The sequence below is a fragment of the Noviherbaspirillum denitrificans genome (assembly GCF_002211445.1).
GTDB classification, from domain to species: Bacteria; Pseudomonadota; Gammaproteobacteria; order Burkholderiales; family Burkholderiaceae_D; genus Noviherbaspirillum; species Noviherbaspirillum denitrificans.
In genome coordinates, this window is record NZ_LSTO01000001.1 from 1,738,382 (window position 1) to 1,746,697 (window position 8,316).

At 61.8% G+C, this 8,316-nt stretch carries 9 protein-coding genes; 2 read left to right on the top strand and 7 right to left on the bottom strand.

Annotated elements, in window-relative coordinates; translation table 11 throughout:
• Positions 1–30: 30 nt before the first annotated feature.
• The gene (locus AYR66_RS08670; RefSeq protein WP_420093096.1) at positions 31–681 is read right to left on the bottom strand and encodes an arylesterase; all 651 of its coding nucleotides are present in this window, start codon (positions 679–681) and stop codon (positions 31–33) included.
• On the opposite strand from AYR66_RS08670, the gene AYR66_RS08675 reads away from it, so the two are divergent.
• Positions 680–1,363 carry an ABC transporter ATP-binding protein gene (locus AYR66_RS08675; RefSeq protein ID WP_088707169.1) on the top strand — a complete coding sequence of 228 codons (684 nt, stop codon included), beginning with the start codon at positions 680–682 and terminating at the stop codon, positions 1,361–1,363. The genes AYR66_RS08670 and AYR66_RS08675 overlap by 2 nt on opposite strands.
• Here AYR66_RS08675 and AYR66_RS08680 read toward each other — a convergent pair.
• Positions 1,335–2,264, bottom strand: coding sequence for a DMT family transporter (locus tag AYR66_RS08680; protein WP_088707170.1), 930 nt, complete (start codon positions 2,262–2,264; stop codon positions 1,335–1,337). The two genes, AYR66_RS08675 and AYR66_RS08680, sit on opposite strands and share 29 nt — an antisense overlap.
• Positions 2,239–3,765, bottom strand: coding sequence for an NAD(P)H-hydrate dehydratase (locus AYR66_RS08685; RefSeq protein WP_088709694.1), 1,527 nt, complete (start codon positions 3,763–3,765; stop codon positions 2,239–2,241). The genes AYR66_RS08680 and AYR66_RS08685 overlap by 26 nt, the downstream gene beginning before the upstream one ends.
• A gap of 160 nt (positions 3,766–3,925) precedes the next feature.
• Between AYR66_RS08685 and AYR66_RS08690 the strand changes: the two genes are divergently transcribed.
• The gene (locus AYR66_RS08690) at positions 3,926–4,189 is read left to right on the top strand and encodes a DUF2249 domain-containing protein (RefSeq protein ID WP_088707171.1); all 264 of its coding nucleotides are present in this window, start codon (positions 3,926–3,928) and stop codon (positions 4,187–4,189) included.
• A 2-nt stretch (positions 4,190–4,191) separates the two neighbouring features.
• Here the strand turns inward: AYR66_RS08690 and AYR66_RS08695 are convergent, their stop codons facing one another.
• The 4 genes from AYR66_RS08695 to AYR66_RS08710 all read right to left on the bottom strand — a co-directional run.
• Positions 4,192–5,304 (bottom strand): NAD(P)/FAD-dependent oxidoreductase, encoded by a 1,113-nt coding sequence (locus AYR66_RS08695; RefSeq protein WP_088707172.1) that lies wholly within the window; start codon positions 5,302–5,304, stop codon positions 4,192–4,194.
• Positions 5,297–6,550 (bottom strand): D-amino acid dehydrogenase, encoded by a 1,254-nt coding sequence (locus tag AYR66_RS08700; protein WP_088707173.1) that lies wholly within the window; start codon positions 6,548–6,550, stop codon positions 5,297–5,299. Before AYR66_RS08700 ends, AYR66_RS08695 begins: the two co-directional genes overlap by 8 nt.
• A gap of 123 nt (positions 6,551–6,673) precedes the next feature.
• The gene (locus AYR66_RS08705) at positions 6,674–7,390 is read right to left on the bottom strand and encodes a ParB-like protein (protein ID WP_088707174.1); all 717 of its coding nucleotides are present in this window, start codon (positions 7,388–7,390) and stop codon (positions 6,674–6,676) included.
• 20 nt (positions 7,391–7,410) lie between these two features.
• Positions 7,411–8,316: amidase family protein (locus AYR66_RS08710; protein WP_088709695.1), on the bottom strand; the 906-nt coding region annotated here is incomplete at its 5' end.

An 8,316-nucleotide genomic window follows, 5' to 3' on the forward strand; every position in this document is an offset into this window, starting at 1 on the left:
CAATCGAGCGGTTTTTTTTCGCCTCGTTTCCTAGTGTTGAAGCAGCGGTTTCAGGTGCGGCCAGATATTGTCCAGCATGATGGGTTGCGCTTCGGCGAGAGGATGAATGCGGTCGGACTGGAAAAGCTGAGGCTTGCTCGCGACGCCCTCGAGCAGGAAGGGAACGAGCGATACTCTGGTTTCCTTCGACAGCTTCTCGTATAGGCCGGAGAAACGGTCGGCATATTCGCGTCCGTAGTTCGGCGGAATCTGCATACCGACGAGGAGCACCTTTGCCTTGGCTTTCTGAGACTCCTGGATCATCGCGCGCAGGTTCGCTTCAGCGGCCGCCAGTGGCAGTCCACGGAGTCCGTCGTTGCCACCAAGTTCGATGACTACCACGGAAGGGCGGTGCTGACCGAGCAGGTCAGGCAGGCGTGCCTTGCCGCCGCTGGTAGTTTCACCACTGATGCTGGCGTTGACGATGCTGGCGTTGATTTGTGCTGTTTTTAGCCGTTGTTCGAGCAGGGTGACCCATCCCGCGCCGCGAGCGATGCCATATTCGGCCGAGAGGCTGTCTCCAAGCACGAGCACGGTTTTTGATGCAGAATAGGCGCACGTTGCAAAGAATACCAGCGTCAACGTCGCCGCCATTCTCAACCATCCGATTCCATATCCCAATTTCCTGACCTTAGTCTGCATGCCTGGACCTTCCTCGAATACCGCAGCAATTGAAACGATTCACCTGAGCAAACGTGTTGCCGACGCCACTGGTGAACTGACGATTTTGCGTGATATCGATTTTACCGTCCAAGCCGGCGAGACGCTGGCCATCGTCGGCGCGTCCGGTTCGGGGAAGTCGACGCTTCTCGGATTGCTCGCGGGCCTCGATACGCCGTCCGAGGGGACGGTCAAACTTGACGGGGTCGATATCTTTGCATTGAGCGAAGACGGCCGCGCGGGGCTGAGGCAGGCAAAGCTGGGGTTCGTGTTCCAGTCGTTCCAGCTGCTCGCGCATCTGACAGCACTGGAAAATGTCATGCTGCCCCTCGAGCTGCGGCGTGACGACGATGCGCGTGCCAAGGCAGAGGCAATGCTGGGGCGAGTCGGTCTGTCCAGCCGTTTACGGCATTATCCGAAATATCTGTCCGGAGGAGAACAGCAGCGCGTGGCGCTGGCTCGTGCCTTTGTGACGGAACCGCCGCTGTTGTTTGCCGATGAACCAACCGGCAGCCTTGATGCGGCGACCGGCGATGCCGTCATCAAGCTGATGTTCGAGCTCAACGAGGAGCGCGGTTCCACCCTCGTACTCGTAACCCATGACCCTTCCATCGCCGCGCGTTGCCGGCGTACGATCACGATCGCGGCCGGCCAGTTGGGCTAGCTTCAAGCTGCACGCGGCGATGTTCGACATAGGCAATGCCGACGCCGCCTGCACAGATGATTCCAATCCCGGCCGCTGTCAGTCCATCGGGTAATTGACCGAAAACCAGCCACCCCATCGTTGTCGCAGAGATGATTTGCAGGTAGGCGTAAGGTGCGAGGAGCGATGCTTCGGCATGCTTGTAGGCGCTGTTCACCAACAGGTGCCCAATCGTGCTCGTGACACCGGTGGATGCGAGGATCAACCATTCTTTTGTGGTCGGCATGTGCGGTGTCCAGAAGAACGGGACGATTGCGCTGCTGATGACCATCCCGACCAGACCGCCGTAGAACAATGTCACCATCGGATGGTCGGCCTGGTTGGTTTTGCGGGTCAGTACGACGACGACGGCGAAGATCATTGCCGAGAGAAGGCCGAGCATCACGCCAGCGGGAACAATGCTGCCGCCGGGCCGCATGACGATCAGCATGCCGCTGAAGCCGACTCCCACCGCAACCCAGCGAGAGGCATAGGATTTTTCCTTGAGCAGCCAAGGCGATATGGCGAGCACGAACAAGGGCGCGCAGAAATTCATCGCCGTGCCTTCCGATAGGGGGACAATTTTCAGCACGGAGAAGAAGACGATCGTCGAGAGGAGCAGCAGCGTCGCGCGAAATAATTGCAGTCCGGGTCGACGTGTTCGCAGGATGCTTCGTCCAAATTTGCGATGGAAGTGCGGCGCGAGGACCACCGCCATCAACAGCGTATTCAAGGAATACCGCATCCACGCGATCATCACCACGTGATAGCCAGATTGGGCCAGCAATTTTCCCGCTGTATCAAGCAGGGACAAGGTCCACTGTCCGAGCACAAGGCAGGCGATGCCGATCCAGAGCTTAGTGCGGGATGTGGTTTCCAGCATGCGCTTCCGTCAGTTGGTTCAGCAGGGTGCGGACGGCCGGAATGAGCTCGCTCGCTGTCAGTCCAATCGGGCCGATGCCTTGTTGGACCAGGGTGTCCGCCGCATGCCCATGCAGCCATGTTGCGGCAAGCGCGGCCTGCCACGCGGGAAAGCCCTGCGCGAGGAGCGCACCGCATATGCCGGCGAGCACATCACCCGTGCCTGCTGTCGCAAGAGCAGGATTGCCGGTGGTATTGATCGCCGCTTCACCATCAGGGCGCGCAATGACGCTGCCGCTTCCTTTCAGGATGACGACGGCATGGAATCGCTGTGCAAGCGCGCGCGCCGAATGCAGACGGTCCGACTGGACATCGGCGGTTGACGACTGCAGGAGCCGTGCCGCTTCCAGTGGATGCGGTGTCATTACTGTCGGCGCCGTGAGTTCTGCCAGGCGGGCTTGCAGTCCCGGTTCTGCGGCAATCAGGTTGAGGGCATCCGCATCGAGTACGAGTGGAGAGGAAGCGTGCAGGATGGCTGCAAGGACGTCGTGGGCCTCGCGCGATGTGCCCATACCAGGGCCAGCGACAACGGCGCCAGTGGAAAAATCCATGGAAGGCGCGGCGCGGCACATCAGTTCCGGCTGCGCGCTGTCATATGCAGGGGGATCGCCGATGAATGCCGCGTAGACCCTGCCGGCGCCGCATTTCGCCGCGGCCCGCGCGGCGAGAATGGGAGCGCCCGCCATTCCTGGGGCGCCACCCGCCACAATGACGTCGCCGAAGCTGCCTTTGTGCGAGTTGTGCGGGCGCTTCTTCAGGAAGGCGGAAAAGGCAGATACGGAGTTCAGGTGCGCGCAGGCGGGCGGGAACAGATTTGTATCGATATCGAGGCTGGCTACATGAACATGACCGGCGTAATCGCGGCCATGCAGGGTATGGAGGCCGGGCTTGTCGGCGATGAAGGTAATGGTATGGCTGGCGCGAATAGCGATGCCGTCTTCACCGACAATTGCACCGGTATCGGCATCCAGGCCGCTGGGAACATCAAGTGCGAGTACGGGGCAGGAGAGGGCGTTGATCCACTCGGCCAATGTGCCGTACAGGCCTTTGAGCGGTCGCGTCAGTCCGATGCCGAACAGTCCATCGATCACCAGGTTCCATCCTTCCATGTTATCCGGCAAGGCGGAGGGTGTCTCAACGATGTTCAGGGGACTGCTGCGGGCATTTTCAAGCATCCGCGCTGCATCTGCCGGCAGGCTCGATCGATCGGCGCACAGCCATAAGGTGACGTCGAGACCGTGTTCGGCCAGTAGTCGCGCTGCTTCGATGACGTCGCCGCCATTGTTGCCAGGACCTGCGACCGCGAGGACGCGCGACGATGCATTGGGCAGCAAGCCAAGTGCACATTCTGCGGCGGCCTTGCCCGCACGCTGCATCAGCGTGCCTTCCGACAGGGTTGCCAGGCAAGTTTGTTCAACTGCACGGATATCGGCGATAGCGTAAAGCGCGGACTGTGAGGGCATGGGCGTGGTATCGGGATGGTTCAATGAATTTTATGTCAAGTTGCCATTCGTCGTCGGGACGTATCTGTTTTGGTTGCCCTGGATTAAAGATTCATTCATAATGAATCTTATGCTTCGAGGTGAAGCACATACCTGTCTACTAAATCTCAGGAGTTTTTTCATGGCACACGATTGTTCCCGTTCGCTCGGCGTTGGCGCTGTCTATCCGTTCGATGCACGCGGCGTGGCGAAGCGTTTCCGGCATGCGGCTATCTTCGGCGCACTCGACGCGCTTGAGCCGGGGGAGACGATGCGTTTCTGTAATGACCACGATCCTTTGCCTCTGCTTTCGCAGATCGACAATATTTTCGGTGAGCGGATCAGGATGGCCTACGTGCAGCGCGAACCAGGCGCCATCGTGATCGATTTCCAAGTCGTGTCTTGACGTCAGTTATCGAGTAGTGCGGCCGCATGTTCGGCAATCGAGAGGGAGGCCGTCAGGCCCGGTGACTCTATGCCGTAAAGGCCGAGGTAGTGCGGGCTCCCGTGCGAGTCGAACAGGAAGTCGGCCGCTGCGGCTCCAGGCGGCGTAATTTTCGGACGTACGCCGGAATATGCCGGCTGTAATGCGTTATCAGGGAGATCCGGCCAGTAAGCGCGGATTTCACGATAGAAACCGGCCGATCGGCCGGGATCCACTCGATAGTCGATTGCATCCTGCGGGGCCGCAAGCCATTCGACATCCGGGCCGAAACGAGCCTGTCCTCCCATGTCGATCGTCAGGTGTACGCCGAGGCCACCCGGCTCCGGTACTGGATAGATAAGGCGCGAGAAGGGAGCCTTGCCTGCGAGCGAGTAGTAGTTTCCCTTTGCGAAATAGGCAGAAGGAATGGATGCCTTGTCGAGGCCGTCGATCGAATCCGCGAGCCGGGGCGCCCAAAGCCCGCCGCAATTGATGAGCGTGGTCACCTCGATTTCAGTCTCTGCGCCGTCACCAGTGCGGACGCGCAGCACGACTCCGCCATCGATCAATTTTCCCGATACTACCTTGCTGTCCATCGCGAACACGCCGCCCGCGCTTTCCGCATCGCCCCGTAGCGCAAGCATGTACGCGTGGCTATCGATGATGCCGGTATTGGGCGAGGACAAGGCGGCGACGCAGGCGAGCGATGGCTCCAGTGCCTTCGCCGCACCGCCATCCAGCCAGCCGACCTCGGTGCAGCCGTTAGCCTGTGCCTGGGCGAGGATTGCCGAGAGTTTCGGGAGTTGCCCGTCCGAGGTCGCGACGACGAGTTTTCCGCAGCGCTGATGCGGAATGCCGTTTTCGTTGCAGTACGCGTAGAGCGCATCGCGCCCCTGCAAGCACAGCTTTGCCTTCAGGCTTCCGGTCGGATAGTACAGTCCGGCGTGGATTACTTCACTATTGCGCGAACTCGTCTCCATGCCGATCGACGGGTGCTGTTCGATCACCACCACTTCGCGACCGAGGCGCGCAAATTCGCGTGCGACCGCCAGGCCGACGACGCCAGCCCCGACAATCGCGCAATCGATCCTATCCATAGCGGGACAGGGTCAGCCCGTCCATGTCGATGTCGGGTGCATAGCCGGAAATAATGTCGGCCAGTACCTTGCCCGAGCCGGCTGCCATTGCCCAGCCGTTGGAACCATGGCCGATGTTGACGAATACGTTGCGGACTGGCGTCGCCCCAATGAGTGGAGGACCATCCGGCAGCATCGGCCGCATGCCGCTCCAGAAATTCGCCTGCGCATAGTTGGCGGCGTCGGGAAACCAGTCGCCACCTACCTTTAGCAGGGTACGCAGGGCGCGGTCGCGCAACTCGTTCGAACGTGCGCCGAGTTCAGCGGTACCGGCCACACGGATACGGCCGCCGAGGCGGGTAATGGCGACGCGGTAGGCATCGTCCACGACGGCTGTCAGGGGCGCCTGTTCGTAGTTCTTGATCTGGGCGGTGGCCGAGTAGCCCTTCACCGGATACATCGGTACGTGGATGCCAAGCGGCTTCAGCAGGCCGGCGCTATCCATGCCGGCGGCGACCACCACGGCGTCGGCCGGATAGCGGCCTTCGTCGATATGCAGCGTCACACCGCGCGAGTCGGATTCGATCGCATGCACCGTGCTCGTAAAGTGGAACTGGACGCCTATGGAGCCGGCGATCTGCTTGAGGCGCTTGGTGAACAGCGGGCAGTTGCCCGCTTCATCCTGGGGCAGGTAGAGGCCGCCGGCCAGCGGCGTGTCGGAGGCGAGGGCGGGTTCGACCTCGCGTACCCCGGCGGCATCGAGGACCTGGTGCGGGACAGCGTTCTCCGCCAGGAGCTCAATGCCAGGCTCGGCAAGCTGGCGATCCTTCTCCGTGCGGAAGAGCTGCAGCACGCCCTGGGTTTGCTCATAATCGATCTGGTAATAATCGCGAATCTGTCGCAGGATGTCGCGGCTGTAGAGCGAGAGGCGCTGCATGCGCATGTGGTTGATCCGGTACCGCTCCAGTTCGCATTCCGCCATCCAGCGGCGCACCCAGCGCCACATCGTACGGTCCAGCGTCGCCTTCAGCGCCACTGGTGCCTCGGCGCGGAGAAGCTGGGAGAAGAATTTCTGCGGCATCCCGGGCGCGGCCCAGGGCTCGGCATAACCCGGCGCGACAATGCCGCCATGGGCGAAGCTCGCCTCCTGGGCAACGTTCTGGTGTCGCTCGATGACGACGACGTCATGCCCGGCTTCCGCAAGGAAGTACGCGGTGCAGACGCCGACAACGCCGCCACCGACCACTGCTATTTGTCTTTGTGTCACTGAATAACCTGAATGCTGTTGAGCGCGGGCGCCGGTCAAGGGCGCATGAACGAGAGCATATGCCGGAATGCGGTCAGGCGGTGTTCGCCCGGGTCAAGGAAACGTAGACCGCGGGACATATTTCTAGTTCAAAGGCGTAATTTTATTCGACGGCAGCACGCTGCTGCATGGCCCGGGATAACCGGGCAGTTCGCGCGCTTCCGGCTGGCATGCAAGTGCCTCGGCCGTCTGAAGGGCTTCGAGCAGGTTCATCCTGTCGACCGGCCTCCAGCCCATGCGGCTGCCGAAGTAGCGCGCCCAGTGGAATTCCATGAAATAAGCATCGGTCTTGCGGTAGTAGCCGGCGTCTTGGGCGTAGCCGGCGAGGGCGCGATAAGGATCGTCGGCGAGATCTGCCAGTCGCTGCGGAAGTGCCGAGGGCTGGATCGGATTGCCCTTGGGATCGAACAGGTAGACCCAATGGCGGGCCTGCATCTCCTGCCAGAAAGAAGCGGGATTGTCGAACCGGCCGATGACTTGGGCAGTGGCGCGCTGGGCTCCGGCGCGGACCAGGACGCTGGCGAGGTGGTGGCTGTCGGTGAGGTAAAAACTGCCGTCTGGCGACTGCACGACGGGAATCGGGCGCCGCGCGGTGTAGCGGGTGAAATTCGTTTCGCCTGCCATGCGGGCTGCGCGCTCCTCGACCTGGATCATGCCGACGGCGGGCTGGGTCGGATGCAATGCCGCGAGGGTGATTTCACAAGTCCCGTTGACCGGGATCGAACGGTTGCATTCCGGTGCGGCAATCGCACCGGCAAGCGGTAAAACGGCGAAGCCGAGGACGGCGAAAAGGCGGACCATGTCTGGGAATGCGTGAGGATTCAATCCGGCTTCAAGGCATGCTCGATGGCGCGAGCGACGGCAAGGACTTTCCGATCGGCCATCGCCGGGCCGGCGACCATCAGACCGACGGGCAGTGTGCCTTCCTCGTGGCAGGGCAGGGATACCGCACAGCCGTCCAGCAGGTTGATGGCGGACGGATTGCGCAGCAGCAGGCTGTTGGCTTTGAAGAATGCTTCTTCGGAAGTTTCGAGTTCGGCGATCGGCGGTGCCACCATCGGCACGGTCGGCATGATGAGCGAATCGAACGGGCCCATTGCTTCTTCCATGCGCGAGATCCATTCGCGGCGCCTGCGGTGCATGTCGATGTAATCGGCGGCGCTCATCGATTCGCCCATGCGGATGCGCTTGGCGACACGGAAGTCGTATTCGGCTTCGCGGGTAAGGAGCAGGCCGCGGTGCCATGCGAAGGCTTCCGGGCCGGAGAATTTATTGATGGCACCGGCTTCCGCCAGGAGTTCGAAGGGCGCGTCGACGATGATTGCCCCGGCTTCGGACAGGCGCGACAGCGCGGCGGCAAACGATCGGGCGACATGCGGATCGAGGCCGTCGAGCATGACTGTCTGCGGGACGGCCAGGCGCAGGCCGGCGAGCGGTAGGTCAGGGATAGCGAGCGTGGTGTTGGCAATGATGCTGTCAACCAGGATGCAGTCGCCAACGGAGCGCGTCATCGCACAGATGGTGTCGAGCGTGGTCGACAGCGGTACAGTGCCGGCAGTCGGAACCCGTCGCGCCGTCGGCTTGAACCCGACCACGCCGCACAGTGCGGCCGGAATGCGGATCGAGCCTCCGGTGTCGGAGCCGATGGCCGCGACGCACAGGCCGGCCGCGACCGACACGGCGGCGCCAGACGAGGAGCCGCCGGGAATACGCGCGACGGGTTCGTC